This window comes from Acidimicrobiales bacterium (assembly GCA_025455885.1).
In the GTDB taxonomy this organism is placed as follows: domain Bacteria; phylum Actinomycetota; class Acidimicrobiia; order Acidimicrobiales; family Acidimicrobilacustridaceae; genus Rhabdothermincola_A.
The window spans coordinates 1-26,308 of record JALOLR010000025.1 but is presented as its reverse complement, the minus strand read 5'-3'; the positions used below and the strand labels follow the sequence as shown (position 1 = coordinate 26,308).

The following is a 26,308-nucleotide window of genomic DNA, read 5'->3' as shown; positions in this document are numbered from 1 at the left end:
CCCGTCCCGCCGTCGGCGACCGGTTCGGCGCGTGACCGGGACCGGAGGAGGACGACGTCCGCCCCGCCGCAGCGGCCCGCAGGGTGGTGGCGGTCGCAAGCAAGCCGGCGTCGAGGCCCGACGCCTGGCCGTCGAGGCGCTGGTGCGCATCGACACGGAGGGCGCCTACGCCAATCTCCTGCTGCCCACGCTCCTCGAGCGGACCTCGCTCGACCGCCGTGACCGCGGGTTCGTCACCGAGCTGGTCTACGGCGTGACCCGTGGGCGACGGTCCTGTGACTGGCTCGTCGATCGCTTCCTCCCGGATCCCGACCGCATCGACCCGACGGCGCGGGCCTGGCTGCGGTTGGGGGCGTTCCAGCTCGCGTTCCTCGACACGCCGGCTCACGCCGCGGTGGGTGCCACCGTCGAGTCCGCACCCGGCAAGCTCAAGGGCCTGCTCAACGCCGTGCTGCGCAAGGTGGCCGCCGGCCTGCCAGTGACGTGGCCCGATGAGGCGACCAGGCTCAGCCAGCCCGACTGGATCATTCGCCGGCTCACCGGGGATCTCGGGGAGAGCGAGGCGGTGGCTGCGCTCGAGGTGATGAACCGATCGCCGTCGGTCACGACACGAGACGACGGCTACGTGCAGGACCAGGCGTCGCAGTGGGTCGCCGACGCGGTCGGCGCCGCGCCCGGTGAGCTGGTGCTCGACATGTGCGCCGCCCCGGGTGGCAAGGCCACGGCCATGGCCGGCGCCGGCGCGACGGTGGTGGCCGCCGACGCCCGGGCGGGCCGCCTGGGCCTCGTTGCCGCCAACGCGGCGCGGCTCGGCCTCGACGACGGTCGCCTCGTGACGATCGCCGCCGACGGCACCCGTCCGCCGTTCCGCCCCGCCGCGTTCGACAAGGTCCTCCTCGACGCGCCCTGCTCCGGGCTCGGGGCGCTTCGCCGTCGCCCCGACGCCCGATGGCGCATCGCCGAGACCGACGTCGAGGTCCTGGCGGCGTTGCAGATCGACCTCGTCGAGGCGGCCCAGGCCCTCGTCCGCCCCCCCGCGCCGTCGACGACCATCTCGCCCGCACCCACCCCGAGCTCGTCGCCCTCCCCCCGCCGGGTCGCCCCTGGCACCCGCTCGGGCGGGGAGCGCTGCTGCTGCCCCAGGCGGCCGACACCGACGGCATGTACCTCCTGCGGCTCCGGGTGCCCGACCGGCCCGAGCCCGCGGCGACCGGTCGTCCCGAGGGCCGGGCAGACTCCTGGTCATGACCGATCACGCCGCCACGACCACTCCTGCGGAAGGCCTGCGAGCCAAGGTCCTCACCGTGTCCGATGGGGTGGCCGCCGGTACCCGTGACGACCGCTCGGGGCGGGCGCTCGTCGAGCGGCTCACCACCGAGGGCTTCGAGGTCGTCGAGCACCGTGTGGTCAGCGACGGGCGCCAGGACGTCGGCGAGGCGCTGGTCGAGATGGCGGAGGGGTTCCTCGGCGTGGTCGTCACCACCGGCGGCACCGGCTTCGGGCCCCGCGACCTCACGCCGGAGGGCACCCGGGTGGTGCTCGACCGGGAGGCGCCGGGGCTGGCCGAGGCCATGCGTCTGGTCAACCCCCTCGGACGCCTGTCGAGGGGGGTGGCCGGGACCCGGGGCTCGTGCCTCGTGCTCAACGCACCGGGCTCGACCAGCGGTGCCGTCGAGTGCCTCGAGGCGGTCATCGACGTCGTCCCCCACGCCGTGCGCCTCCTCGCCGGCGACTGAGCAGCCGTCCGGCCGGGAGGTCGGTGGCCGGTCGACTCGGGTACGATCGACGGCTCTCGCGACCGTCCGGTCGTGCCGACGTCCAGCGAGCACCCGTGAGCCCAGCACCCGACGACGAGGCCCGCATGGCCCAGGCCGTCGCCGCCGCGTCCACGGTGCGCCGCCGGGTGGCCCCGCGGCCCTGGGTGGGGGCGGTCGTCGTGCCCGCCGACGAGCCTGATCACCCCGGGTTCGTGGCCGCCACGTCGGGCCGCTCCGGGCCTCATGCCGAGACCAGGGCCCTCGCCGAGGCCGGGGAACGGGCCATCGGCGCCACCCTTCACGTCACCCTCGAGCCCTGCGCCCACCACGGGGCCACCCCGCCGTGCGCCGACGCGGTGGTGGCGGCGGGCATCGCCAGGGTCGTCGTCGCCGTCGCCGACCCCGATGCCCGAGTCGCCGGTGAGGGCATCGACCGCCTCCGTGCCGCCGGGATCGAGGTCGTGGTCGGGGTCGGGTCCGCCGCCGTCGAGGAGCAGTTGGCCCCCTACCTGCACCATCGCCGCACGGGGCGGCCCTACGTGGTGCTCAAGCTGGCCGCCACCGCCGACGGTGCCACCGCCGCCCCGGACGGGTCGTCGCAGTGGATCACCGGCCCCGAGGCCCGCCTCGACGCCCACCGCCTCCGCGCCGACAGCGACGCCATCCTGGTGGGTTCGGGCACCGTCCGCGCCGACGACCCCGCCCTCACGGTCCGACTGCCCGACGACGAGCGGCACCCCGACGACACCGAGCCCCTCCGGGTGGTGCTCGGCCGGGCGCCGGACACGGCGGCGATGCGACCGTGCCTCGAGCTCGACGGCCCCCTCGGCGAGGTGCTCGACGAGCTCGGGGCCCGAGGGGTGCTCCAGCTCCTCGTCGAAGGCGGTGCGGGGGTGGCCCACGCCGTCCACGTCGCCGGGCTCGTCGACCGCTACGTGCTCTACACGGCGCCCGCCCTCCTCGGCGGCGACGACGCCCGGGGCCTCTTCGCGGGCCCGGGCGCGCCGACCCTCGCCGACGCGTGGCGGGGCCGGTTTGTGGACGTGCGGCGGCTGGGCGACGATCTGCGTCTCGATCTGAAGGGATCCTGAGCTCGTGTTCACCGGCATCGTCGAGGAGTTGGGCACCGTCGCACACCGCGACGGTGCGCGTCTGCGCATCAACGCCCGCACCGTGCTCGACGGCGCCGGCCTCGGCGACTCCACCGCCGTGAACGGCTGCTGCCTCACCGTCGTGGCCCTCGGCGACGGCTGGTGGGAGGCCGACGTGAGCGACGAGACCTACCTACGCACCAACCTGGGCGACCTCGTCCCCGGTGACCCCGTGAACCTCGAGCGCCCCGTGCGGCTCCAGGACCGCCTCGGCGGCCACCTCGTGCAGGGCCACGTCGACGGTGTGGGCGAGATCGTCGACCCCGTGCCCGACCTGCGGGTCCGGATCCCGTCGGCCCTGCTGCGCTACGTCGTCGAGAAGGGCTCGGTGACCGTCGACGGCATCTCCCTCACCGTCGTCGAGCCGCTCGACGACGGCTTCACGGTGGCGGTCATCCCGCACACCTCCGCGGTGACCACCCTCGGATCCAAGGGCCCCGGGGACCGGGTCAACCTCGAGGTCGACGTCATCGCCAAGTACACCGAGCGCCTGATCGAGGGCCAGCTCGCGGCGCTCGCCGGGAACGCGAACGCCACCACCACCCAGGCCGAGGAGGCCCGATGAACCCCCCGTCCCGCTCGGAGTGGGCCGAGCACTTCGCCACGATCCCCGAGGCCGTCGCGGCCATCGGCCGTGGCGAGATCGTCGTGGTCGTCGACGACGAGGACCGCGAGAACGAGGGCGACCTCATCATGGCGTCCGAGGCGGCCACCGCCGAGACCATCGCCTTCTTCGTGCGCCACACGTCCGGGGTGATCTGCACCCCGCTCACCGGCGAGCGCCTCGACGAGCTCGACATCCCCCTCATGGTGCGCGACAACACCGAAGCCCAGCGCACCGCCTTCACGTACAGCGTCGATGCCCGCCACGGCACCTCGACCGGCATCTCCGCGGCCGACCGGGCGGCCACCATCCAGGCGCTCATCGACCCGGCCACCCGACCCGCCGACCTCGCCCGTCCCGGGCACATCTTCCCGCTGCGCTACGCCGACGGCGGCGTCCTGAAGCGGGCCGGGCACACCGAGGCGGCCGTCGACCTCGCCCGCATGGCGGGGCTCTACCCGTCGGGGGTGCTGTGCGAGATCGTGAACGACGACGGCACCATGGCCCGGGTGCCCGACCTCGTGAAGTTCTGCGAGGAGCACGGTCTGCTGCTCATCTCCATCGCCGAGCTGATCCGCTACCGCCGCCAGCACGAGAAGCTCGTCAAGCGGGTCGCCGAGGCCCGGATCCCGACCGACTGGGGCGACTTCACCTGCTACGTCTACGAGTCGGTGCTGGACGGCGAGCAGCACGTCGCAATGGTCAAGGGGGCGGTGCAGGGTCAGGACAACGTGCTCGTGCGGGTCCACTCCGAGTGCCTCACCGGCGACGTGTTCGGCTCGCTGCGCTGCGACTGCGGCATCCAGCTCGACCAGGCCATGAAGCGCATCGACGAGGAGGGCCTCGGCGTCGTCGTGTACCTCCGGGGCCACGAGGGCCGGGGCATCGGCATCGGCCACAAGATCCGCGCCTACTCGCTGCAGGACGAGGGCGCCGACACCGTCGAGGCCAACGTCGCCCTCGGGTTGCCCGTCGACAGCCGGGAGTACGGCATCGGGGCCCAGATCCTCGTCGACCTCGGCATCACGACGATGCGCTACATGACCAACAACCCGTCGAAGTACGGGGGGCTCGAGGGCTTCGGGCTCGACATCGTCGAGCGGGTACCGCTCGAGTCGATCCCCAACCCCGAGAACATCGACTACCTGCGCACCAAGCGCGAGAAGATGGGCCACATCCTCGACGGACTCGACTGAGCGGCGGCAAGGGGAGCGAACGATGTCCACGAACTTCAGGGCGGCCCGCTCCGTCACCGGCGAGGTCGACGGCACCGGTGTCCGCATCGGCCTGGTGTGCGGGCGCTTCAACGACCAGATCACCGCCCGCCTGCTGACGGGGGCCGAGAACGCACTGGCCGTGCACGGCGTGGCCGAGGACGACGTCACGCTGGTGTGGGTGCCCGGCGCCTACGAGATCCCGCTCGCCGCCAAGGCCCTCGTCGTCAACGGCCACGTCGACGCCGTGGTGTGCCTCGGGGCGGTCATCCGCGGCGAGACCTCGCACTACGACTTCGTGGCGGGGGAGTGCGCCCGGGGCATCCAGGACGTCCAGATCGCCACCGGCACCCCCGTGGTGTTCGGGGTGCTGACCACCGAGAACCTCGACCAGGCCCTCGCCCGCTCGAGCGACGAGGACAACAAGGGTGAGGAGTCGGTGCGCACCGCCCTCGAGATGGTCAGCTTGCTGCGCCGCCTCGCCTGACGGCCCGGCGGGCGCGCCGGTCCGCGCCGGTCACACCGTCGTCCCGACCAGGTGGCCGATGGCCATGGTGAGCGCCATGGCCGCCCCACCTCCGACCACCACCCGTGCGGTGGGTCGCCACGGGCGGGCGCCGCCGAGCAGCGCGCCGGCGCTCCCGAGGACCGTGAGGGCCACGAGGGCGGCGACGACGATCACCGACATCTGCACCTCGGTACCCGTGAGGGCCGCGGCCGCCAGCGGCAGGCCGGCGCCGACGGCGAAGGCCGCCGCCGACGAGAGCGCCGCCTGCACCGGGCGGGCCCGGGTCTGCTCGGTGATCCCGAGCTCGGCGCTCAGGTGGGCGTTGAGAGCGTCGCGGTGGGTGAGCTCGGCGGCCACCTCCCTGGCGAGGCGGGGTGAGAGGCCCTTCTGTCGGTAGATGGCGGTCAGCTCGGCGAGCTCGCGCTCGGGCACGTTCTCGAGCTCCCAGCGCTCCTTGGCGATGTCGGAGCGCATCGTGTCGCGCTGGCTGCTGACCGAGACGTACTCCCCGAGCCCCATCGACAGCGCCCCTGCGACCAGCGCGGCCACGCCCGCGGTCAGCACCACGGTGCGCGACGAGTCGGCCGCCGCCACCCCCAGGATCAGGGCCGCCGTCGACACGATCCCGTCGTTGGCCCCCATCACCGAGGCCCGCAACCAGCCCGAACGGTGGCTGTAGTGCCGCTCGCCGTGCCCGAGCACCGGGCCCGGGCCGACACCTCGGTCGACGTCGGCGCCTTCGTGCGCGGGTCCGGTCGACGTGGCCATGACGTCATCGTACGGGCCGGTGCCGACCAAGTGGGCGGGACCGGGCAACCCCGGTCGGAGCCCTCCGGCGGCGCGTTAGCGTGAGCGCCATGCTGCGACTGGTCCTGCCGAAGGGCTCCCTCGAGAACGCCACCCTCGATCTCTTCGAGGCCGCCGACCTCAAGGTGGTGCGGAACTCCAACGTGCAGTACCAGGCCTCCATCGTCGATCCCCGCATCGACGAGGTGCGGATCCTGCGCCCCCAGGAGATCCCCCGTTACGTCGCCGAGGGCCTCTTCGACGTCGGGATCACCGGTCGGGACTGGGTGGAGGAGACCTCGAGCGAGGTCGAGTCGCTCGGCGAGCTCCGCTACTCGAAGGCCACCACCGACCCGGTCCGCATCATCGTGGCCGTCCCTCAGGACGCCCCGTGGGAGAGCGTGGCCGACCTCCCCAACGGGGTGCGGGTGTCGAGCGAGTACCCCGAGCTCACGCGACGGTTCTTCGCCGATCGTGGCATCGACGCCGACATCCGCCTCTCCTACGGGGCCACCGAGGCGAAGGTCCCGGACATCGTCGACTGCATCGTCGACATCACCGAGACCGGGCGGGCGCTGCGGGCCGCCGGCCTGAAGATCATCGACACGATCCTGGTGTCCTACACCGAGCTCATCGCCAACCCCGCCAGCCTCGCCAACCCGGACAAGGCGCATGCGATGCGCCAGATCCAGACCTTGCTCGAGGGCGTCCTCGAGGCGCGGGGCAAGGTGCTCGTCAAGCTCAACATCCCGGCCGACCGCCTCGGCGCGGTGATCGACCTCCTGCCCTCCATGAAGTCACCGACGGTGAACGAGCTGTACGGCGAGGCCGGGTACGCGGTCGAGACGGTCGTCGCCAAGGCGACCATCAACGTGTTGATCCCGGCGCTGTCCGACGCCGGCGCCACCGACATCATCGAGCTCCCGATCGCCAAGATCGTCCGATGACGGCCGGTCGGGCCCGCCGGGCAACCGTGGCGTGAGCGTGGCCCTCGGCGCCCGGGCGGGCACGGTCGAGAGCTTCGACGACCCACGGGGCATCGGGGTGGTGTGCACCGACGAGGGGCAGCGCTACCCGTTCCACTGCACGGCCGTCACCGACGGCACCCGCACCATCGCTCCCGGGACCACGGTCACGTTCCGCGTGGCCCCCGGGCGGCGGGGGTGCTGGGAGGCGGCCGACGTCACGCCCGTGACGCCGGGCTGAGGCCGGCGTCAGGCCGGCGGCGAACCCGTCATCTGCACGAAGACCATCTGCATCTGGGTGAGGGCCTGGCGCAGGGAGGCGCCGTCGTCGCCCAACCGTGACTCAGTGGCGTCGAGCAGGGCGGCCATGGCGTCGATGGCCAGCCGGGCGGACTCGAGGTCGGGCTCGGGCTGGCCGAGGTGGATGGCGCCGAGCTCGTAGAGGCCCACCACGTGGTTCACGACGAACTGCGCGGCGGGTGCCGAGAGCACCTGGCGCTGGACCTCGGCCATCTGCTCGACCATCTGCTCGGCCTGGGCCCGCTCCTCGGGGGAGAGGTCCTCGAGCGACGGCGCCCCGACCATGCCGGCCGCGCCCGTGTCCCCGCCCGGGCCGGGGGCGTCGGCGGTCGGGTCGGGCCGGGGCCGGCGCTCGATGGGCACCTCGCCGTCGGGCGTCCAGAGGCTCATGGGGGCTCGCTTCCTCGGCGACGGGGCCGCCGTCACTCGCAGATCGGCGGGGACTCGGCTATCGTAGGCGCCCGACAACCGAGGGAAAGCGGGGCTCGACCCCCACCCGGCCATTTCCCCTGTTCGCAGGAACCGATGCGCCGGGTCGCTGCTCTTCATCGACCGGGCCACGGCGCGGTCGTCGACGGGCGTCGGCTGCCCCGCCCCGACGCCCGCCTCCCCAGGGTCGCAGGCGTCAGACCTGCCCACCCGCGCCACGGAGGATCTGCGCATTGATGAGGAGTGACCGGCGATAGCCACCCCGGACAGCAACGAGCCCCGGATCAACGACCGCATCAGGGCCCGCGAGGTACGCCTCGTCGGTCCCGATGGGGCGCAGATCGGCATCAAGCCCCTTCCCGAAGCCCTCATCATGGCCCGGGACCTCGAACTCGACCTCGTCGAGGTGGCCGACAAGGCCAACCCACCCGTCTGTCGGATCATGGACTACGGGAAGTACAAGTACGAGGCGGCCCAGCGGGCCAAGGAGTCACGCAAGAAGAGCACGAACGTCGTGGTCAAGGAGATGAAGTACCGGCCCAAGATCGGCGCCGGCGACTTCGAGACCAAGACCCGCAAGGTCGAGCACTTCCTGTCCGAGGGCCACAAGGTCAAGGTCACGATCATGTTCCGCGGTCGGGAGATGCAGCATCCCGATCTCGGTCGCAAGATCCTCGACAACGTGGCCGAGGCGGTGGCCGACCAGGGTCGCGTCGAGGTCTACCCCCGACTCGACGGTCGCAACATGACCATGGTCCTCGGCCCTGACAAGAAGGCCCAGGCCGCCGCCGAGCGTCGCCGCCAATCCGACGGCGAGGAGGCGGTCGCCGCCGCCGGGGTCGCTCCCGACACCACCGACTCCTCCGCAGACCAGACCGCCTGAGCCGGCGCCGCCGGCGCCACCACCACCGGAGACACCATGCCGAAGATGAAGACCCACCGGGGCGCGAAGAAGCGCTTCAAGATCACCGGGACGGGCAAGATCACCCGCCGCAGCGCCAACCTGAACCACATTCTCGAGAAGAAGTCGCCGCGTCGCAAGCGCCGCCTGACCGGCGACTTCGAGCTGTCCCCGGGCGACGCCGCCAAGGTCCGTCGCCAGCTCGGCATCTGATCCCCGGCCGGCGCCGCCGGCCCCGCACCACGGTCCCGTCCCGCGGGCCGTGGCGTCCGTCCCACGAACAAGGAGGCCCCGATGGCAAGAGTCAAGCGTGCCGTCGCCAGCAAGAAGCACCGCCGCGCCACCCTCGAGCGCGCCAAGGGCTACTACGGCAACAAGAGCCGCTCGTACCGGGCGGCCAACGAGCAGGTCATGCACTCCCTGCAGTACGCCTACCGCGACCGGCGGGCGCGCAAGGGCGAGTTCCGCCAGCTCTGGATCCAGCGCATCAACGCCGCCTGCCGGCTCAACGGCACCACCTACTCCCGGTTCGTCGCCGGGCTGAAGGCGGCCGGCATCGAGGTCGATCGCAAGGTGCTCGCCGACCTCGCCGTCACCGACGCGGCGGCGTTCGCCGCCCTCGTCGAGGCGGCGAACGAGGCCAGCGTCGCGGCCACCACGGCCGAGGCCTGAGCCCCGAGTCCACGGCGCGCTCGGGCCGGTGCCTGCCCCGCTGAGCGCCTCCAACCCACGCGTCACCGCCCTTCGGCGCCTGTGCGGGCGCCGAAGGGCGCGTCTGGAGTCCGGCGCGTTCGTCGTGGAGGGCCCGGTGGCCCTCGCCGAGGCCGTCGTCGCCGGGGCACCGTTGCGTGAGGTGTTCGTCGACGTCGACGCCGCACCGGCCCTCCGCGAGGTGGTGGATGCGGTGACCGCGGCCGGGATCCCAGTGCACCTGCTGGCCGCCGGAGTCCTCGATCGGGTCAGCGACACGGTCGCCCCTCGGGGGGTGATCGCCGTCGCCGAGCGTCGACCGGCCGACGTGGCCCGCATCGCGTCCGCCGACGGGCCCGTGGTGGTGCTCGCCGGGGTCGCCGATCCCGGCAATGCCGGCACGGTGATCCGCTCGGCCGAGGCGGTGGGTGGCGCCGGTGTCGTGTTCTGTGCCGACGCCGTCGACCCCTTCGGGCCGAAGACGGTCCGCGCCGCCGCCGGCTCGGTGTTCCGGCTCCCGGTGGCCGAGGTGGCCGACGGGGCACCGACCCTGGGGGCGCTGATGGCCCTGCGGGCCGCCGGGCGCACCCTGGTGGCCACGGTCGCCCACGGGGGGCCGGCCCCCGACGCGGTCGACCTCACCCGGCCCCTCGCCCTGGTCATGGGGAGCGAGGCCCACGGGCTGAGCGCGGAGCTCGCCGCGGTGCTCGACGAGGCCGTGACCATCCCCATGGCCGGTTCCGTCGAGTCGCTCAACGTGGCCGTGGCGGCATCGGTCGTGCTGTTCGAGGTCGCCCGTCAGGTCCGGGGCTCGTGATGCGCCGCTCCGCGTCGGGGAACAGATTGGACGCTCCGCCCGCCCTCGGACAGTCTCCGTGCCGATGACCGACGACCTCCCCGGTCTCATCGACCGGGCCCTCGACCAGATCGCCGCCGCAGGCCACCTCGACGCGCTCCGCGCCGTGGAGGCGGGTCTCGTCGGCAAGAGCGGCGAGGTGACCGCCCGCAAGCGGGGGCTCGGCGAGCTGGCTCCCGAGGAGCGCCGCACCGCCGGGCAGGCCCTGAACGAGGCTCGGGTCCGGATCGAGGCCGCGATCGCCGAGCGGCAGCGGGCCCTCACCGAGGCCGCCCGGGCCGAGCTCCTCGCCGGGGAGCGGCTCGATCTCACCGAGGCCCTCGACCACCGTCGCCGGGGCAGCCTGCACCTCGTCACCCAGACCCTCGACCGCCTCGTCGACCTGTTCGTCGGCATGGGCTTCACCGTCGCCGAGGGGCCCGAGGTGGAGACCGACTGGCACAACTTCGAGGCGCTCAACATCCCGTCCGCGCATCCGGCCCGGGGGATGTGGGACACCCTCTACGTCGACCTCGGCGAGCCCGAGACCACTCTGTTGCGCACCCACACCTCGCCGGTCCAGATCCGGGTGATGAGCGAGGGCGAGCCGCCGTTCCACGCGGTGATGCCGGGCCGGGTGTACCGGCGCGACACCGCCGACGCCAGCCACATGCCGGTGTTCCACCAGATCGAGGGCCTGGTCGTCGACCGGGGCATCTCCTTCGCCGACATGGCCGGCACGCTGGAGACCTTCACCACCGCCTACTTCGGGGGCGCCATCCACTCCCGGCTGCGCCCCTCCTACTTCCCGTTCACCGAGCCGTCGGCGGAGTACGACATCAACTGCGTGTTCTGCGAGGGACGGGGCTGTCGAACCTGCGCCCAGACCGGGTGGCTCGAGCTCGGGGGCTGCGGGATGGTGCACCCCAACGTGTTGACCAACGTCGGGCTCGACCCCGAGGAGTGGTCGGGCTTCGCGTTCGGCTTCGGCCTCGACCGCCTGGCGCTCATGCGCCACGGCGTCGACGACATCCGCGAGATGTACACCGGCGACGTCCGCTTCCTGGAGCAGTTCCCGTCGTGAAGGTCCTGTTGTCGTGGCTCCGCGAGTTCGCGCCCTTCGAGGGCGACCCGATCGTGCTCGGCGACGTGATGAGCGACCTCGGGATGGCCGTCGAGTCGGTCGAACGCCTCGGCGAGGGCCTCGACGGCATCGTCGTGGCCCGCGTCCTCTCGCTGCGACCCCATCCCGACGCCGACCGGATCCAGCTCGTCGACGTCGACGCCGGCGACGGCGACGCGCTGCAGATCTGCTGCGGGGCGTTCAACATGGCCGAGGGCGACCTCGTCCCCCTGGCGACGCTCGGCACGGTGATGCCCGACGGGATGGAGATCGCCCGGCGCAAGATGCGTGGCGAGTGGTCGAACGGGATGCTCTGCTCGGGGCGGGAGCTCGGCCTGGGCGACGACCACTCCGGGATCTGGGTGCTCGACCCCGGCCCCGAGCCGGGCACCGCGATCACCGAGGCCCTCGGGATCACCCCTGACGTGCTCTACGACCTCGAGATCAACCCCAACCGGCCCGACGCCATGTCCGTGGCCGGCGTGGCCCGCGACCTGGCGGCCCGCCTCGGCATCCCCTTCGCGGTGCCCGAGCCGGCGGTCGTCGAGGTCCCGGGGGCGGCGGGGATCCGACCGTCGGTCGAGATCGTCGACCCGGACCTGTGCGGGCGCTTCCACGTCCGGGTGATCGAGGGCGTCCGGGTGGGACCATCGCCCCGTTGGATCGCCGACCGGCTCGCCGCTCTCGGCATGCGACCCATCAACAACGTCGTGGACGCGTCGAACTACGTGATGCTCGAGCTCGGCCAGCCCAACCACACCTACGACGCCGCGAAGGTGCCCGGCGCCGCCCTGCGGGTCCGCTGGGCCCGCGACGGCGAGGTCATCACCACGCTCGACGACCTCGAGCGCACCCTCACCGCCGGTCGCGACGGCGTGATCGCCGACGCGGCCGACACCGCGGTGGGGATCGCCGGCGTGATGGGAGGTGCATCGACCGAGATCTCCCCGTCGACCACCACGGTCCTCCTGGAGTTCGCCTGGTGGCAGCCGATGGCCGTCGCCCGGAGCTCGAAGTTCCTCGGACTGCGCTCGGAGGCCTCGGCCCGCTTCGAGCGGGGCACCGACCCCGAGATCCTCGACCTCGCCGCCCGCCGCCTGGCGGAGCTCCTCGCGCCGTCGGGGGCGCAGCTGGTGGCCGGCGGCCTCACCGTCGACGGTGACCTGCCGTCGCGGGAGCCGGTCCGCGTCCGCCAGAGCCGGGTCAACGCGCTGCTCGGCACGGAGCTGCCCGTGGGGGAGATCACCGGCCACCTCACCGGCATCGGCTTCGGGGTCGAGCACATCGGCGACGACCCGTCGGCGGCCGTGCCGGCCCCGGACGGGGGCTGGGCGCCCTCGGCCGTGCTCGCGGTGCGGGTGCCCACCTTCCGGCCCGACACCACCACCGAGACCGATGTGATCGAGGAGATCGCCCGCCACCACGGGTACAGCCGCATCACGCCGCGGCTGTTCACCTCGCCGCAGACCGGCTCGCTCACCCCTCGTCAGCGCGACCGCCGGCGCCTGCGCGACGTCCTGGTGGGCCTGGGCCTCGACGAGGCCATGCCCCTGCCGTTCCTCGCCCCTGGCGACCTGGCCGCCTGCGGTCTCGCCGTCGACGCCGTCACGGTGACGAACCCGCTCGCCACCGAGGAGTCGGTGCTGCGCCCCTCCCTGCGCCCCGGACTCCTCAAGGCGGTGGCCTACAACGAGTCGCACCGCATCGACGGGGCGGCGCTGTTCGAGGTGGGCAAGGTGTTCGGCCGCCCGCCCGAGGGCCGAGGGCTCCCCGACGAGCGCGAGCACCTCGGGGTGGTGGTGGCGGGGGCCGACGCCCTCGCCGCGGTGGCGATCTGGGAGGCCGTGGCGCACACCTTCGGTCTGGTCGATCCGGCCGTCGATCAGGAGGGCGGGCCCGCCGGGCTCCATCCGGGGCGCCGGGGCGTGCTCACCGTCGGCGACGTCCCGGTGGTCGTCGGTGAGGTGGGGGAGATCGACCCGGGGGTGCTGGAGGCCCTCGGTGTCCGCGAGCGGGTGGCGTGGCTCCAGCTGGACCTCGACGCGCTGTTCGCCGAGCCCCACGGCGATCACCCGTACCGGCGCATCAGCCGCTTCCCGTCGAGCGACCTCGATCTGGCCTTCGAGGTCGACGAGGCCGTCCCGGCGGCCCGGGTGCGCCGCACCATCGAGGCGGCGGCGGGGGAGTTGGCCGTCGGGGTCGAGCTGTTCGACGTGTTCCGGGGGGAGCCGGTGGCCGCCGGTCGCCGGAGCCTGGCGTACCGCCTGCGCCTGCAGTCCGCCGATCGGACGCTGACCGACGCCGACCTCACCGAGCTGCGCCGCCGGGTCGTCGACGCCGTCGAGTCCACCCTCCCCGCCACCCTCCGCGGCTGACCACCCGTCCCTCCCCGCTCCCCCTTCCTCGTCTCCTCGTCGGTCGCCCCTCCGGGTCAGTCCGGAGGAATCGGGGCTGGATAGGTATGCAGGTTGCTGTATGCTCGTCGGATGGTCGAGGTCGGCATCGTCGGGGCGTCCGGGTACACGGGGGCCGAGCTGTTGCGGCTGTGCGCGGGGCACCCGGACCTTCACGTGCGGTGGGCCACCGGCGACACGCAGGCCGGCGTCGCGGCGGCCGAGCTCTACCCGAGCCTGACGGCGGCCTACCCGGACCTGCGCTTCTCGCCCTACGACGAGGCCGCCCTGGCCGACGTCGACCTGGTCTTCTCGGCGCTGCCGCACGGGGCGTCCCAGGCGCTCATGCCCACCCTGCGCCGCGAGGTGCGCTGGGTCGTCGACCTCGCCGCCGACTTCCGGCTGCAGGACCCGGCGCTGTACCCGCACTGGTACGGCGAACCCCACGCGGCCCCGGCCCTGCTCGCCGACTTCGCCTACGGGCTGCCCGAGCTCTTCCGTGCCGACATCGCCGCCGCCACCGCCGTGGCCACCCCCGGCTGCTATCCCACCGCCGCCGCCCTGGCCGTCGCGCCGCTCGTCGCCGAAGGCCTCGTCGAGCTCGACACCATCGTCGTCGACGCCGTGAGCGGCCTCTCGGGGGCCGGGCGGCCGCCCAAGGAGCACAACACGTTCTGCGCGGCCGACGAGGACGTCACCGCCTACGGCCTGCTGACCCACCGCCACACCCCCGAGATCGAACAGAGCGTGGCCCGGATCGCCGGAGTCGGCGCCGACGAGGTCTCGGCCCTGTTCACCCCGCACCTCGTGCCGATGAGCAGGGGGATGCTGGCCACCTGCTATCTCCGCCCCCGGGCCGGGACCGGGGACGGGGGCGACCTCACCACCGATGGCCTCCTCGAGCTGTACCGGGCGGCGTACGCCGACGAACCCTTCGTCGTGGTCACCGCCGGGTCGCCCTCCACCAAGGCGTGCACCGGCTCCAACACCGCGCACGTCACGGTGCGGGCCGACCCCCGCACCGGGTGGATCGTGGCCCTGGCCGCCATCGACAACCTCACCAAGGGCGCCTCCGGGCAGGCCCTGCAGTGCGCCAACATCCTGGCCGGCCTCCCGGAGGGCACCGGCCTGAGCGGCGTCGGGGTGTACCCGTGACCGCAGGCTCGTCCCCCGATCCCCGTCCCGCCCGTCACGAAGAGGTCGCCCCATGAGCGTCACCGCCCCCCAGGGGTTCACCGCCGCCGGCCTCGCCGCCGGCATCAAGGGCTCCGGGGACCCCGACCTCGCCCTCGTCGCCGTCGACACGGGCCCCGGCGGCACCGCCAGCGCCGCCGGGGTGTTCACGCGAAACCTCATGACCGCCCCCCCGGTGGTCGTCAGCCGCAGCAACCTGGCCGCGTCGGGCGGGCGCACGGCCGCCGTGATCCTCAACAGCGGCAACGCCAACGCCGCCACCGGCGAGCCCGGCTCACGCGACGCCGTCACGATGTGCGCCCTCGTCGCTGCCGAGCTCGGTGTCGACCCCCACCACGTCCTGGTGTGCTCGACGGGGCTCATCGGCATCCCGCTGCCGATGGACGTGATCGAGCCCGCCATCGCCCCCCTCGTCGCGGCCCGCTCGGCCGACGGCGGGCCCGCCGCGGCTCGGGCGATCATGACCACCGACACCCACGCCAAGGAGGTGGTCGTCGCCGGCGACGGCTTCACCGTGGGCGGCATGGCCAAGGGGGCGGCCATGCTCTCGCCCGACATGGCCACGATGCTGGCCGTGCTCACCACCGACGCCGCAGCCCCACCGGCCGAGCTGCACGCCGCCCTCACCGCGGCGGTCGAGAGGTCCTTCAACACCCTCGACGTCGACGGCTGCACGTCCACCAACGACACCGTCCTGTTGCTGGCCAGCGGGGTGGCCGGTCCGGTCGATCCGGTGGCGCTCGCCGCGGCCGTCGCCCGGGCCTGCACCGACCTCGCCGAGCAGATGGCCGGTGACGCCGAGGGGGCCACCAAGGTGGTGCGGCTCACCGTCACCGGGGCGCACTCCGACGCCGAGGCGGCGGCCGGCGCGCGCTACGTGGCCCGCAGCCAGCTGGTGAAGTGCTCCTGGTACGGCAACGATCCCTACTGGGGCCGGATCGCCAGCGACCTCGGCAGCTGCGGCATCGGCTTCGACCCGGCGTTGCTCGAGGTCCGCTACGGCGGCGTGACCGTGTGCCGCCACGGCGTCGAGGCCGACCACGATCGGGAGGCCGTCGCAGTGCACATGGCCGGGCGTCACCTCGACGTCGAGGCCCACCTCGGCCTGGGCGCCGGGAGGGCCATGATCCTCACCAACGACCTCACCCACGCGTACGTCGACGAGAACATGGGCACGTCGTGAGCGGCGCCGAGAAAGCCGGAGCCGCCGCGCCCGGCGCACCGCCGGCCCACGACGTGGCCCGCGCCGAGGTCCTCATCGAGGCGTTGCCCCACATCCGGCGCTTCTGGGGTTCGACGATCGTCGTCAAGTACGGCGGCAACGCCATGACCGACCCGGCGCTGGCCGAGAGCTTCGCAGCCGACATCGTGCTGTTGCAGTCCGTGGGCATCAACGTCGTCGTGGTGCACGGCGGAGGGCCCCAGATCGGCGACCTCATGACCAAGCTCGGCAAGGAGTCGGAGTTCCGCGACGGGCTGCGCGTGACCGACGCCGAGACGCTCGACATCGCCCGGATGGTGCTCGTCGGGAAGGTGAACCGCGACATCGTCGCGGCCATCAACACGCACGGGCCGTTGGCCGTCGGCCTCTCGGGGGAGGACGCCGGGCTCATCGAGGCCGGGCTGAGGAACCCGTCGCTCGGCTTCGTCGGCGACGTGAAGCGGGTCAACCCCGCCATCGTCGAGTCGCTCCTCGCCCAGGACCTCATTCCGGTCGTCTCCACGATCGGCGCCGACCTGCTCGGCCAGGCCTACAACATCAACGCCGACGCCGTCGCCGGGGCCCTCGCCGGGGCACTCGGGGCGGAGAAGGCCATCTACCTCACCGACATCGCCGGCCTGCTGTCCGACGTCGCCGATCCCACCAGCCTCGTCTCGACCATCGACACCGACGGCATCGCCGAGCTCCTCGCGTCCGGCGCGCTGAGCGGCGGGATGATCCCGAAGGTCGAGGCGTGCCTCGACGCCCTCGACGGCGGGGTGCGCGCCGCCCACCTCCTCGACGGCCGGGTGCCCCATGTCGTGCTGCTCGAGCTGTTCACCGACGCCGGCGTCGGGACCATGGTGGTCCCCGCCCCCCAACGAGAGGACCAGCCGTGACCACCCACGCCGAGGCCATGGGCGCCCCGCCCGGGCTCGACCACTGCCCGTTCATGCCGACCTACGGCGCCCCGACCGTGCAGTTCGTGCGCGGCGAGGGCCTCCTCCTCTGGGATCGCGACGGCAACGAGTACCTCGACTTCCTCGCCGGACTGGCCGTCGTCGGTCTGGGTCACGCCCACCCCGAGGTGGCCGACGCCGTCGCCGAGCAGGCCCGCACGCTCACCCACGTCTCCAACCTCTTCGGCACCGTCCCCGGGGCCGAGGTGGCCATCACCCTCGACCGGCTGCTCGGGGGCGGGGGCCAGGTGTTCCTCGCCAACTCCGGCGCCGAGGCGAACGAGTGCGCCCTCAAGCTGGCCCGCAAGTACGGCGGCCACGGTCGCCACCAGGTGGTGAGCGCCTACGGGTCGTTCCACGGTCGCACCCTGGCCACGCTCCACGCCACCGGCCAGCCCGCCAAGTGGGAGGCCTTCGCGCCGCTCCCCGAGGGCTTCCGGCACGTGGCCTGGAACGACCTCGACGCCCTCGAGGCGGCCATCGACCCGACGGTGGCGGCCGTGCTGCTCGAGCCGGTGCAGGGAGAAGGCGGCGTGAACCCCGCCACGGCGGCGTACTTCGAGGGCGTGCGGCGCATCTGCGACGACCGCGACGTGCTCTTCATGGTCGACGAGGTCCAGACCGGTCTCGGCCGCACCGGCGAGTGGTTCGGCTTCCAGCACTTCGGCGTCGAGCCCGACGTCGTCACGATGGCCAAGGCCCTCGGCAACGGGATGCCCATCGGTGCCTGCTGGGCCCGCCGGGACGTGGCGGCGGCGTTCGAGCCGGGCGACCACGCCACCACCTACGGAGGTCAGCCGCTCGCCGCGGCCGCGGCCCTGGCGGTGCTGGGTGTGATGGAGCGCGACCACGCCCCGTCCCTGGCCGAGCACGCCGGCTCCTACCTCCGCCAGGGGCTCCTGGCCCTCGACGGCGTCGTCGAGGTGCGGGGCCTCGGGCTCCTCCTCGCCGCCGAGCTCTCCGCCGGGATCGACGCCCGGGCCGTCGCCGCCGACGCCCTCGCCGCCGGCCTGGTGCTGAACGCGGTCACCCCGTCGGCCCTGCGCTTCGCCCCACCCCTCGTCGTCACCGAGGCCGAGACCGACCGTGCCCTCGAGCTGCTCGCGACGGTGCTGGCCCCGCACCGGTCCGCCGCCGACGCGGGAGGGTGACCGTGCGCCACCTGCTGGAGATCGACGACCTCTCGGCCGCCGAGCTGCGCGAGGTGCTCGCCGCTGCCGAGTCCTCCGCCGGCACCCGTCCGCTGGCCGGGCGGGGGGTGGCCCTCCTCTTCGAGAAGCCGTCGCTGCGCACCCGCAACTCGATGGAGATGGCCGTCGTGGGCCTCGGCGGCCATCCGCTGACCATCCGGCCCGACGAGGTCGGGCTCGACACCCGCGAGACGGTGGAGGACGTCGCCCGCACCCTCGCCGGCTACCACGCGCTCATCGGGGCTCGGGTCTTCGAGCACGCCAAGCTCGAGCGGATGGCGGCGGTGTCCACCGCGCCGGTCGTCAACATGCTCTCCGACGACGCCCACCCGCTCCAGGCCCTCGCCGACCTGTTGACCCTGGCCGAAGAGTTCGGTGGGCTCGACGCGCTGGCGGGACGGGCCGTGGCCTACGTGGGCGACGCCAACAACGTCACCCGGAGCCTGGCCCTGGCCGCCGGGCTGTTGGGCATGGACGTGCGGGTCGCCACCCCCGAGGGCTACGAGCTCTCCGTGGCGGACCGCGCCCGCCTCGATGCCGCCGGGGTGGGTGTGACCAGCACCCACGACCCTGCCGAGGCGGTGGCCGGCGCCGACGCGGTGTACACCGACGTCTGGGCCTCGATGGGCCAGGAGGCCGAGACCGAACGCCGGCGCACCGCGTTCGCCGACTACACCGTCGACGCCGGCCTGATGGCCTGCGCGGCTCCCCACGCCGTGTTCCTCCACTGCCTGCCCGCCCATCGCGGTGAGGAGGTGGCCACCGACGTCCTGGAGGGCCCCCGGAGCCGGGTGTGGCCCCAGGCGGCCCATCGGATGGACGCCGCCCGCGGCGCCCTGGCCTGGCTGTGGGAGCGACGGTGACCGCCCGTCGCAAGGAGCCGGTGAAGCTCGGCAAGACCCAGCGCCAGCACCTCGTCGCCAAGCTCGTCGAGGGCCAGGCGGTGGCCAACCAGGCTCAACTCGTCGAGCTGCTCGCCGCCGAGGGCGTGGCCGCCACCCAGGCCACCGTCTCCCGTGACCTCGATGACCTCGGGGCCATCAAGGTCCGGGTGCCGGGCGGCGAGGCCGTCTACGCCATCCCGGCGATGCCCAAGGAGCAGCGGGCCCCCGAGGACCACCTCCGCCGGGTCTTCGGCGACTGGGTCGTCGAGGTCGCCCACTCCGCCAACCTGGTGGTGGTGCGCACGCCGCCCGGCTCGGCGCACGTGGTGGCCTCCGCGCTCGACCGCTCCGCGGTCCCCGACGTGGTGGGAACGGTGGCCGGCGACGACACCATCCTCGTCATCGTCGACGAGCGCGTCGGCGGCGCGAAGCTGGCCCGACGCCTCTCCGACCTCGCGGGGCTCTGACCACCGGTGTCCGAGCCCCCGATCTCCCCGACCGAACCCGAGACGGCCGAACGGCCGCAGACGAAGGACGTGACCTGATGGCGAAGCGAGTCGTGCTGGCCTACAGCGGAGGCCTCGACACCTCGGTGGCCGTGCGCTGGATGATCGAGCACCACGGGGTGGAGGTCATCACCGTGGCCTGCGACCTCGGCCAGGGGGGCGACTGGGAGGGCCTGCAGGCCAAGGCGTTCGCCGCCGGGGCCGTCGAGGCGATCGTCGTCGACTGCCGTGAGGAGTTCGCCCGGGACTTCCTGGCCCCGGCGCTGAAGGCCAACGCCCTCTACGAGGGGCGCTATCCGCTCGTCTCGGCGCTGTCCCGCCCGGTCATCGTGCGCCACCTCGTGGCCGCGGCCCGCTACCACGGGGCCGACGCGGTGGCCCACGGCTGCACCGGCAAGGGCAACGACCAGGTCCGCTTCGAGGTGGCCACCCGCGCCCTGGCTCCCGACCTCGAGATCCTCGCCCCGGTGCGGAACTGGGGGATGACCCGCGAGGACAGCATCGCCTACGCCGAGCAGCACGACATCCCGGTGGCGGCCACCCGGGAGAAGCTCTACTCCATCGACGACAACCTCTGGGGTCGGGCCATCGAGTGCGGCGAGATGGAGGACCCGTGGGCCCGTCCGCCGGAAGGCGTGTGGAGCCTCACGACGGTGAAGGCCTCCGAAGCGCGCGAGGTCGTCGTGGGCTTCGACCAGGGCGTGCCGGTGTCGATCGACGGGGAGGTCCGCCCGCTGCACGACCTGGTCGTGGAGATGAACGAGATCGTTGGCGCCTACGGCTGGGGGCGCCTCGACATGGTCGAGAACCGCCGCGTGGGGATCAAGAGCCGTGAGACCTACGAGGCGCCCGGCGCGTTGGCCCTCATCCAGGCCCACCAGGACCTCGAGTCCATCACCCTCGAGCGCGACGTCACCCACGAGAAGCAGCGCCTCGAGGGCCGGTACGCCGACCTCGTGTACGACGGGATGTGGTACTCGCCGCTGAAGGAGGCCCTCGACGCCTTCGTCGACTCGACCCAGCGCTTCGTGAGCGGCGAGGTGCGGCTGCGTCTCGAGCCGGGCCGCTGCTACGTGGTCGGGCGGCGCAGCCCCCACAGCCTCTACGACTACGGGCTGGCCACCTACGACGCCGCCGACAGCTTCGAGCACGCCGACTCCGAGGGCTTCGTGAAGCTCTGGGGGCTCGGCATCCAGACCTGGGCGGCCAAGCAGTCGACGGCCCCCACCACCAGCGCCACCACGCCCGGTCCGGCGGGGGAGTGACCCGACCGTGAGCACGCTGTGGCACGGCCGCTTCGACGGCGGCCCGGCCGAGGAGCTGCTCGCCTTCACGGTGAGCCTGCCCTTCGACCGGCGCCTCGCCGATGACGACCTCGCCGGTTCCCGGGCCCACGTCCGGGGCCTCGCCCGGGCCGGCATCCTCGATGAGCGCGAGGTCACCGCCGTCCTCGACGCCCTCGACACGATCGGTGGCGAGCTGGCCGACGGCTCCTTCGTGTTCCTCCCCTCCGACGAGGACATCCACACCGCCGTCGAACGGCGCCTCACCGAGCTGGCCGGCCCCGCCGGCGCCAAGCTCCACACCGGGCGGAGCCGCAACGACCAAGTGGCCACCGACCTGCGCCTCTTCGCGAAGCGCGAGATCGACGCCATCGCGGCACGGGTGCTCGACCTCCAGGGCGTGCTCCTCGAGCGGGCCGGCGACGCCGGCGACGCCTACCTGCCCGGCTACACCCACCTCCAGCGTGCCCAGCCGGTGCTGCTGGCCCACCACCTGCTGGCCCACGGCTGGGCGTTGGTCCGCGACCTCGACCGGCTGGCCGACACCCGCCGCCGCCTCGACGTCTCGCCCCTCGGGGCCGGGGCCCTGGCCGGCTCCTCGCTGCCGCTCGACCCGGCGGCCACCGCCGCCGACCTCGGTTTCGCAGCGGTGTTCGACAACTCCCTCGACGCCGTCGGCGACCGGGACTTCGTCGCCGAGCTGCTCTTCGACCTCGCCCTGGTGGGGGTGCACCTGTCGCGGCTCGCCGAGGAGGTCATCCTCTGGTCGACCGCCGAGTTCGGCTTCCTCGGGCTCGCCGATGCCTACGCCACGGGTTCGTCGATGCTGCCCCAGAAGAAGAACCCCGACATCGCCGAGCTGGCCCGCGGCAAGACCGGCCGCCTCATCGGCAACCTGACGGGGCTCCTGGCCACCCTCAAGGCCCTGCCGTTGGCCTACAACCGTGACCTCCAGGAGGACAAGGAACCGCTCTTCGACAGCGTCGACACGGTCACGCTGGCGCTCGCGGCCATGACCGGGCTCCTGGCATCCTCGACGTTCCACCTCGACGCCATGGCGGCCGCCGCCGACGACCCGGCCGCGGCCGCCACCGACCTCGCCGAGCACCTCGTCGCCGGCGGGATGCCCTTCCGCGACGCTCACGCGGTCGTCGGCGCCCTGGTGCGCGAGAGCCTCACCGGCAGCCGTTCGCTGCGCGAGCTGGTGGCCGACGCCCCCGAGCTCGGCGCCGACGCGGTGGGCCTCCTCGACGCAGGGGCGTCGGTGCGCCGTCGCACCACCCCCGGCGGCGGCGGGCCGATCCCGGTCGGGTCCCAGCTGGCGTCGTTCGCGGCCCGGCTGGCCGCCGACCGCCGGCGGTGGGAAGGCTGAGCGCCACGGCGCCGCTCGATCGGGGCTTCTACGCCCGCGACAGCCTGGACGTCGCCCCCGACCTCCTCCACAAGCTGTTCGTCCACGGCGACCGTGCCGGTCGGATCGTCGAGGTCGAGGCCTACCGGGGCGGCGACGACCCGGGGAGCCACGCCTACCGCGGGCCCACACCCCGGACCCGCTCGATGTTCGGTCCGCCGGGCCACCTGTACGTGTACTTCACCTACGGGATGCACTGGTGCGCCAACGTGGTGTGCGGATCGGAGGGGGAGGCCTCCGCGGTGCTCCTCCGGGCCCTCGAGCCCGTGCACGGGCTGGACGCCATGCAGCAGGTGAGGGGTCCGGTGCGCCGCGACCGCGACCTCACCAACGGGCCGGCGAAGCTCTGCCGGGCGATGGGCATCGACGGCACCCACGACGGTGCGGACCTGACCGACGCGGCGGGACCGCACCTCCTCGACGACGGCGTCGCACCGGTGGCCGTGCCGGCGGTCACCCCGCGGATCGGTCTTCGCGACGGCGCCGACCTCCCGTGGCGCTGGCACGTGGCCGGGAACCGGTACGTGTCGACCGCCCGTCCGGGGCCCCGACCGACCCCCGCCCGACTCGCCGCACCGACGTGACGTCCCCCGAGCCGTCCGCGCCGATCGACGACCACGACGAGCGGTCCGCGCTCGTCGCCGGCCTCACCGGCTACGAGCCCCCCGACGAGCAGCAGGCGGCGATCCGCAGGGAGATGCTCGCCTTCGTCGATCGTCATCCCGACGCCCTCCATCGCACGTGCGTCGACGGCCACTTCACGGCCTCGGCCCTGGTGGTCGACCACGAGCACCGCCGGGTGCTCGTCCTGTTGCACCGCAAGCTCCGACGATGGCTCCAACCGGGCGGCCACGCCGACGGTCAGGGCGACACGGCCGCGGGCGCCCTCCGCGAGGCGACCGAGGAGACCGGGATCGCCGGGCTGGAGGTGGCGCCGGGCATCGTCGACCTCGACATCCACGAGGTCCGCCCACCCGGCGAGCCCGTCCACCTCCACCTCGACGTCCGCCACCTGGTGCTGGCGCCCCCCGGGGCGATCCCATCGGGCAACCACGAGTCGCTCGGGCTGCGGTGGGCGCTCCCCGAGGAGCTGGGGGCGCTCGGTGCCGACGAGGGTCTGGTGCGCCTCGCTCGCCGGGGGCTGGAGCGGGCGGCCGCCCCGGGCTGAGCGTCAGGCCAGATCGCCGGCGGTGGCGCAGTTGGGCATGAAGTTCGTGTCGGCGAAGTAGTCGATGGGCTCGCTGACCTGTCGGCGCTCCTTCTCGGTGACCAGCATCCGGGCGTCCGGGTCCGAGGCGAGGGCCACGGCATAGCGCTCCCGGTCGCCGAGGTAGATCCGCCAGTCGCCCAGCCACTCGTCGATCATGCGGCCGTCGTCGCCGGCCATCGGTGACGGGGCGATGGCCTCGAGCTCGCCGAGCATGACGGCGAGCTCGTCGTTGGCCGAGGCCACCACCGCGGCCCGGGTGGCGGCGTCACGGGTCTCGAAGGCCGGGGGGAGCGCGTCGATGCGGGCCATCGTCGCCGCGCAGACGGGCTCGGCCGCCTCGGCGAAGGCGAGCGAGTCGAGCCGGCCCTGGGGGACCCGCTGCACCGGCCCCCAGAGCGCGTAGGCCCACAGCCCGGCGATGAAGACGAAGACGGCGACGGCCATCACCCGGCCGAGCCGACGGCCCGGCGACAGGGGTTGGTGCTCGTCGACGGTGGGGGGTTCGCTCCCCGCCTCGGCGGCAGACGTGGCGCTCGGCTCCTCGACCATCGGGAACAACTGTGCCCCCGCCGGCCGGGCATCGCCAATCACCACGGCCGTTGGGTGGTTGGTTCCCGCTGGACGACCGCCACGGTGGCGGGGGAGAGTCTCGCCGTGAGCACCCCCGCCGTCCTCGACGACCTCTCCTCCCGGGGACTGGTCCACGACAGCACCGACCTGGACCACCTCCGCGCCCGTCTCGAGGAGGGGCCCCTCGGGGTGTACGCGGGGTTCGACCCCACCGGCGACAGTCTCCACGTCGGACACCTCGTCCCGCTGCTCCTGCTGCGGCGGTTCCAGGAGTTCGGCCACCACCCGGTGGCGCTGGCCGGCGGTGCCACGGGGATGATCGGCGACCCCGGGGGGCGATCGACGGAGCGCAGCCTCCTCGATGCGGCGACGCTCGATGCCAACACCGCGGCGATCAGCGCCCAGCTGTCCCGGTTCCTCGACTTCGGGTCGGCGACCAACCCGGCGCGGCTCGTGGACAACCGCGACTGGACCGCCCAGGTGGGGGTGCTGGAGTTCCTCCGCGACGTCGGCAAGCACGTGACGGTCAACACCATGCTGGCCAAGGAGTCGGTGCGGGCCCGGGTGCAGAGCGAGCACGGGATCTCCTTCACCGAGTTCAGCTACATGCTCCTCCAGGCCAACGACTACCGCCATCTCCACCAGGAGCTCGGGGTGGAGCTGCAGGTGGGCGGCTCCGACCAGTGGGGGAACATCACCGCCGGGATCGACCTGATCCGGCGGACGTCGGGAGCCCACGTGCACGGGCTCACCGTCCCGCTCGTCACCCGGGCCGACGGGGCGAAGTTCGGCAAGTCGACGGGCGACGCCGTCTGGCTCGACCCGGTTCGCACGTCGCCGTACGCCTTCTTCCAGTACTTCGTGAACACCGACGATCGCGACGTCGAGCGGTTCCTCCTCCAGCTGACCCTCCTCGACCTGGCCGAGATCGCCACCGTCGTCGCCGACCACGCCCGGGCTCCCGAGCGGCGCGAGGCCCAGCGCGTCCTGGCCCGAGCGGTGACCGAGCTGGTGCACGGGCCGGAGGCCGCCGCAGAGGCGGCCGGCGCGTCCCAGGGGTTCACCCGAGCGGTGGTCGAGCTCTCGGCCGCCGAGTGGGCCGAGCTGGCCGGGACGGTGCCCACCCTCGAGGTCGGCGCGGGGGACGCCGGGTCCGACCTGGTGGCCCTCCTCGTGGACCTGGGGGTCCTCACCTCGAGGAGCGAGGGGCGCCGTCTCGTCGCCCAGGGGGGCCTGTACGTCAACGACGTGGCCGTCGAGGAGGGGCGCGTCCTCGACGCCGACGACTGGCGCCACGGGCGTTACTGCATGGTGAGAAGGGGCAAGAAGCAGCGCCACCTGCTGGTGCGCCGCGTCGAGGGGTGACCCACGCCACGTCCCACCGGGTTGCCGGGGGGACGACGGGCCGTTACGTTGCCTTCGCTGCAGCTCCCCGGATCTCCGGGGGGCGTGAATACCGCAGAGCCCGCCCAGGGTGTCGCACCGGACCGCCGGGTTGACACTCTTCACGGCCCTCGGTAGAGTGGCACTCCGCTCAGAACGAGCCCGGCCAACGGCCAGGCTCCGGAGTCGGAGGCTGGAACCGGCGCCCGATGGCGTCAGGCCAGCACGAGTGCGTCGAGTTCAGGCTCAGCCTTCTCGGCCGTGCGCTCCTTGAAAACGGAACAGAGGACGAAAAAGCCAGTGCGGGCGATCACCGCCACGGCGTCCACCCGGCTCGTGCTTCGGCACAATGGGTGGTCGTACGAGTCGTGATCGTTCACCAAGCAATTCCGGTGTCGGCCCTACCAGGTCGGCACCACTTCGAGAACCATGGAGGAGAGCCCCTCCATCTCGGACTTTTCACACAGATCGCGGCCACCGCCTCCGGGTGGGGGCCCAGATCTCGACGGAGAGTTTGATCCTGGCTCAGGACGAACGCTGGCGGCGTGCCTAACACATGCAAGTCGAGCGGGATCCACCCAGTGGCAACACTGGTGAAGATCTAGCGGCGAACGGGTGAGTAACACGTGAGAAACCTGCCCCGAAGTCTGGGATAACCCGAGGAAACTCGAGCTAATACCGGATGCCCTCTTCCAGCCGCATGGCCGGATGAGGAAAGATTCATCGCTTCGGGAGGGTCTCGCGACCTATCAGCTAGTTGGCGGGGTAACGGCCCACCAAGGCATCGACGGGTAGCTGGTCTGAGAGGACGATCAGCCACACTGGGACTGAGACACGGCCCAGACTCCTACGGGAGGCAGC

At 73.1% G+C, this 26,308-nt stretch carries 28 protein-coding genes and 1 rRNA gene; 26 read left to right on the top strand and 3 right to left on the bottom strand.

Annotated elements, in window-relative coordinates:
- The 6 genes from MUE36_15615 to ribH form a co-directional block, all read left to right on the top strand.
- Window positions 1-1,336: hypothetical protein (locus MUE36_15615; protein MCU0312359.1), on the top strand; the 1,336-nt coding region annotated here is incomplete at its 5' end.
- On the top strand, window positions 1,317-1,736 hold the full coding sequence (locus tag MUE36_15610; GenBank protein ID MCU0312358.1) for a molybdopterin-binding protein: 420 nt from the start codon (window positions 1,317-1,319) through the stop codon (window positions 1,734-1,736). The genes MUE36_15615 and MUE36_15610, both read left to right, overlap by 20 nt.
- A gap of 95 nt (window positions 1,737-1,831) precedes the next feature.
- Complete coding sequence (ribD, locus tag MUE36_15605) at window positions 1,832-2,848, top strand: bifunctional diaminohydroxyphosphoribosylaminopyrimidine deaminase/5-amino-6-(5-phosphoribosylamino)uracil reductase RibD (GenBank protein MCU0312357.1); 1,017 nt, start codon at window positions 1,832-1,834, stop codon at window positions 2,846-2,848.
- 4 nt (window positions 2,849-2,852) lie between these two features.
- Entirely contained in the window at window positions 2,853-3,473 is a 621-nt protein-coding gene (locus MUE36_15600; GenBank protein ID MCU0312356.1) for a riboflavin synthase, read from the top strand.
- On the top strand, window positions 3,470-4,708 hold the full coding sequence (locus MUE36_15595) for a bifunctional 3,4-dihydroxy-2-butanone-4-phosphate synthase/GTP cyclohydrolase II (protein ID MCU0312355.1): 1,239 nt from the start codon (window positions 3,470-3,472) through the stop codon (window positions 4,706-4,708). Before MUE36_15600 ends, MUE36_15595 begins: the two co-directional genes overlap by 4 nt.
- Window positions 4,709-4,730: 22 nt before the next feature.
- The gene (ribH, locus tag MUE36_15590) at window positions 4,731-5,213 is read left to right on the top strand and encodes a 6,7-dimethyl-8-ribityllumazine synthase (protein MCU0312354.1); all 483 of its coding nucleotides are present in this window, start codon (window positions 4,731-4,733) and stop codon (window positions 5,211-5,213) included.
- 30 nt (window positions 5,214-5,243) lie between these two features.
- Here ribH and MUE36_15585 read toward each other — a convergent pair whose 3' ends face one another.
- Complete coding sequence (locus tag MUE36_15585; GenBank protein ID MCU0312353.1) at window positions 5,244-6,002, bottom strand: VIT family protein; 759 nt, start codon at window positions 6,000-6,002, stop codon at window positions 5,244-5,246.
- 89 nt (window positions 6,003-6,091) lie between these two features.
- Here MUE36_15585 and hisG point away from each other — a divergent pair, with 89 nt between their 5' ends.
- Window positions 6,092-6,967: an ATP phosphoribosyltransferase gene (gene hisG / locus MUE36_15580; protein MCU0312352.1), complete on the top strand. Its 876-nt coding sequence runs from the start codon at window positions 6,092-6,094 to the stop codon at window positions 6,965-6,967.
- 31 nt (window positions 6,968-6,998) lie between these two features.
- Complete coding sequence (locus MUE36_15575) at window positions 6,999-7,226, top strand: cold shock domain-containing protein (GenBank protein ID MCU0312351.1); 228 nt, start codon at window positions 6,999-7,001, stop codon at window positions 7,224-7,226.
- Window positions 7,227-7,234: 8 nt separating this feature from the next.
- On the opposite strand, the gene MUE36_15570 is transcribed toward MUE36_15575, so the two are convergent.
- Window positions 7,235-7,675 carry a DUF1844 domain-containing protein gene (locus tag MUE36_15570; protein MCU0312350.1) on the bottom strand — a complete coding sequence of 147 codons (441 nt, stop codon included), beginning with the start codon at window positions 7,673-7,675 and terminating at the stop codon, window positions 7,235-7,237.
- A 322-nt stretch (window positions 7,676-7,997) separates the two neighbouring features.
- On the opposite strand from MUE36_15570, the gene infC reads away from it, so the two are divergent.
- From infC to MUE36_15490, 16 genes are all read left to right on the top strand, one after another.
- Entirely contained in the window at window positions 7,998-8,597 is a 600-nt protein-coding gene (gene infC / locus MUE36_15565) for a translation initiation factor IF-3 (protein ID MCU0312349.1), read from the top strand.
- A 36-nt stretch (window positions 8,598-8,633) separates the two neighbouring features.
- Window positions 8,634-8,828: a 50S ribosomal protein L35 gene (gene rpmI / locus MUE36_15560; GenBank protein MCU0312348.1), complete on the top strand. Its 195-nt coding sequence runs from the start codon at window positions 8,634-8,636 to the stop codon at window positions 8,826-8,828.
- An 81-nt stretch (window positions 8,829-8,909) separates the two neighbouring features.
- Window positions 8,910-9,287, top strand: a complete 378-nt coding sequence (gene rplT, locus MUE36_15555; protein ID MCU0312347.1) for a 50S ribosomal protein L20 — start codon at window positions 8,910-8,912, stop codon at window positions 9,285-9,287.
- A gap of 28 nt (window positions 9,288-9,315) precedes the next feature.
- Complete coding sequence (locus MUE36_15550; protein MCU0312346.1) at window positions 9,316-10,122, top strand: RNA methyltransferase; 807 nt, start codon at window positions 9,316-9,318, stop codon at window positions 10,120-10,122.
- A 64-nt stretch (window positions 10,123-10,186) separates the two neighbouring features.
- Window positions 10,187-11,224, top strand: a complete 1,038-nt coding sequence (pheS, locus tag MUE36_15545) for a phenylalanine--tRNA ligase subunit alpha (protein ID MCU0312345.1) — start codon at window positions 10,187-10,189, stop codon at window positions 11,222-11,224.
- Window positions 11,221-13,638: a phenylalanine--tRNA ligase subunit beta gene (pheT, locus tag MUE36_15540; protein MCU0312344.1), complete on the top strand. Its 2,418-nt coding sequence runs from the start codon at window positions 11,221-11,223 to the stop codon at window positions 13,636-13,638. Before pheS ends, pheT begins: the two co-directional genes overlap by 4 nt.
- A gap of 111 nt (window positions 13,639-13,749) precedes the next feature.
- Window positions 13,750-14,811: an N-acetyl-gamma-glutamyl-phosphate reductase gene (argC, locus tag MUE36_15535; protein ID MCU0312343.1), complete on the top strand. Its 1,062-nt coding sequence runs from the start codon at window positions 13,750-13,752 to the stop codon at window positions 14,809-14,811.
- 52 nt (window positions 14,812-14,863) lie between these two features.
- Window positions 14,864-16,033 carry a bifunctional glutamate N-acetyltransferase/amino-acid acetyltransferase ArgJ gene (gene argJ, locus MUE36_15530; protein ID MCU0312342.1) on the top strand — a complete coding sequence of 390 codons (1,170 nt, stop codon included), beginning with the start codon at window positions 14,864-14,866 and terminating at the stop codon, window positions 16,031-16,033.
- Entirely contained in the window at window positions 16,030-16,950 is a 921-nt protein-coding gene (argB, locus tag MUE36_15525) for an acetylglutamate kinase (GenBank protein MCU0312341.1), read from the top strand. The genes argJ and argB overlap by 4 nt, the downstream gene beginning before the upstream one ends.
- Window positions 16,947-18,161, top strand: coding sequence for an acetylornithine transaminase (locus MUE36_15520; protein MCU0312340.1), 1,215 nt, complete (start codon window positions 16,947-16,949; stop codon window positions 18,159-18,161). Before argB ends, MUE36_15520 begins: the two co-directional genes overlap by 4 nt.
- Window positions 18,158-19,063, top strand: a complete 906-nt coding sequence (argF, locus tag MUE36_15515; GenBank protein ID MCU0312339.1) for an ornithine carbamoyltransferase — start codon at window positions 18,158-18,160, stop codon at window positions 19,061-19,063. The genes MUE36_15520 and argF overlap by 4 nt, the downstream gene beginning before the upstream one ends.
- Entirely contained in the window at window positions 19,060-19,551 is a 492-nt protein-coding gene (gene argR / locus MUE36_15510; GenBank protein MCU0312338.1) for an arginine repressor, read from the top strand. The genes argF and argR overlap by 4 nt, the downstream gene beginning before the upstream one ends.
- 77 nt (window positions 19,552-19,628) lie before the next feature.
- On the top strand, window positions 19,629-20,855 hold the full coding sequence (locus MUE36_15505) for an argininosuccinate synthase (protein MCU0312337.1): 1,227 nt from the start codon (window positions 19,629-19,631) through the stop codon (window positions 20,853-20,855).
- A 7-nt stretch (window positions 20,856-20,862) separates the two neighbouring features.
- Window positions 20,863-22,245: an argininosuccinate lyase gene (argH, locus tag MUE36_15500; protein MCU0312336.1), complete on the top strand. Its 1,383-nt coding sequence runs from the start codon at window positions 20,863-20,865 to the stop codon at window positions 22,243-22,245.
- Complete coding sequence (locus MUE36_15495) at window positions 22,233-22,868, top strand: DNA-3-methyladenine glycosylase (GenBank protein MCU0312335.1); 636 nt, start codon at window positions 22,233-22,235, stop codon at window positions 22,866-22,868. The genes argH and MUE36_15495 overlap by 13 nt, the downstream gene beginning before the upstream one ends.
- A complete protein-coding gene (locus tag MUE36_15490) occupies window positions 22,865-23,452 on the top strand; it encodes an NUDIX hydrolase (GenBank protein MCU0312334.1) in 588 nt (195 codons plus the stop codon). The genes MUE36_15495 and MUE36_15490 overlap by 4 nt, the downstream gene beginning before the upstream one ends.
- A gap of 3 nt (window positions 23,453-23,455) precedes the next feature.
- Here MUE36_15490 and MUE36_15485 read toward each other — a convergent pair whose 3' ends face one another.
- Window positions 23,456-24,043, bottom strand: a complete 588-nt coding sequence (locus tag MUE36_15485; GenBank protein ID MCU0312333.1) for a hypothetical protein — start codon at window positions 24,041-24,043, stop codon at window positions 23,456-23,458.
- Between the two features lie 105 nt (window positions 24,044-24,148).
- On the opposite strand from MUE36_15485, the gene tyrS reads away from it, so the two are divergent.
- Together tyrS and MUE36_15475 are read left to right on the top strand one after the other, a co-directional pair.
- The gene (gene tyrS / locus MUE36_15480) at window positions 24,149-25,429 is read left to right on the top strand and encodes a tyrosine--tRNA ligase (GenBank protein MCU0312332.1); all 1,281 of its coding nucleotides are present in this window, start codon (window positions 24,149-24,151) and stop codon (window positions 25,427-25,429) included.
- A 520-nt stretch (window positions 25,430-25,949) separates the two neighbouring features.
- Window positions 25,950-26,308 (top strand): 16S ribosomal RNA (locus MUE36_15475); the annotation flags it as partial.